Origin of the sequence: Burkholderia sp. AU45251, assembly GCF_030482905.1 — a bacterium.
Classification (GTDB): Bacteria; Pseudomonadota; Gammaproteobacteria; order Burkholderiales; family Burkholderiaceae; genus Burkholderia; species Burkholderia aenigmatica.
Genome location: NZ_JAUJQH010000071.1, coordinates 1 through 1,290, shown reverse-complemented (window position 1 = coordinate 1,290; position 1,290 = coordinate 1). Strand labels below are relative to the sequence as shown.

Annotated in this window: 1 protein-coding gene; it reads left to right on the top strand. The window is 60.6% G+C overall.

Annotation, left to right across the window (positions count from 1 at the left end):
* Positions 1-70: 70 nt before the first annotated feature.
* Positions 71-1,251, top strand: a protein-coding gene (locus tag QZM67_RS39775) for an IS3 family transposase (RefSeq protein ID WP_301811939.1) whose coding sequence is annotated in 2 segments (ribosomal slippage) — positions 71-323 and positions 323-1,251 — 1,182 coding nt in all. Because the reading frame shifts where the segments join, the coding sequence is not laid out codon by codon here.
* The last annotated feature ends 39 nt before the right edge of the window (positions 1,252-1,290 follow it).

Sequence of the window (1,290 nt, the reverse complement as noted above, 5' to 3'; positions counted from 1 at the left end):
TGAGCTTCCCCTGAAATTTCGCCTTCCATCGAGTCATGTATAAACTCGACGGAAAGGAAGGTGATCAGGGATGTTCAAGGTACCGAAACAATCGTACACGGCGGAATTCAAGGTGGCAGCCGTCCAGCGAGTCAAGGACGGCCAGGGCTTTGCTGTGGTGGCCCGGGAACTGGGCATGTCGGAGCAGACGCTGCGCAACTGGGTGAAGGCCGAAGCGGCAGGCAAGCTCAACGGTGCGGGAACGAAGCCGGTTACGCCGGAGCAGATGGAGCTTTCGCGCATGCGCGCGGAGATCAAGCGCCTGCAAATGGAACTTGAGATCGCAAAAAAAGCGGCAGCATACTTCGCGAAGGACCTGCTGTGAGGTATGCCTGGATCGACCAGCAGGTCGGGCAGTATCCGCTGTCGTCGCTGTGCGGGGTGTTGTCGGTCAGCGTGAACGGTTATCGTGCGTGGACGCGCGGCGGCAAGTCGGGGCGAACGCGACTGACGGACACGCAATTGCTGACGCTGATCCGGACGGTGCACGCCGAGGTCAAAGGAGCATACGGTTCGCCGCGCATGACCGAGGAAATCCGTGATCGAGGCTTTCCGGCCAGCAAGGAGCGCGTGGAACGGCTGATGCGTGAGCATGGCATCCGGGCGCGGCACAAGCGCCGTTACCGGGTGACGACCGATTCGAAACACAAGCTGCCGGTCGCGCCAAACCTGTTGAACCGCGAGTTCACGCCCGCCGCGCCGAATCAGGTGTTCAGCTCGGACATCACGTATATCTGGACCGACGAGGGCTGGCTGTACCTGGCCGTGGTGCTCGACCTGTTCAACCGGGAAGTGGTGGGCTGGTCGATCAAGCCGCGCATGACGGCGGATCTCGTGACGGACGCGCTGACGATGGCCTGGTTCCGCCGCCGTCCCGCGCCGGGCGCACTGTGTCATTCGGACAGAGGCAGCCAATACGCGAGTCACGAGTTCCAGCGCAAGCTGAGCGCCTACGGCATGCGCTGCTCGATGAGTCGCAAGGGAAATTGTTGGGACAATGCCCCGACGGAAAGCTTCTTCAACAGCTTGAAGAACGAACGGGTCCACGCCACGCGCTACCGGACGCATCAGGACGCGAAGGCCGATCTGTTCGAATATATCGAAGTGTTTTACAACCGCAGTCGTCGTCATTCGTCGCTCGGCTTTGTTTCTCCGGAGCAGTTCCTTCGGGACTGGATCAAAGCTCAGCAGACCAAGGATGCGGCTGCATAACTCGGGACCGTTGGAAGGCGAAAAACCGAGGGAAGCTCA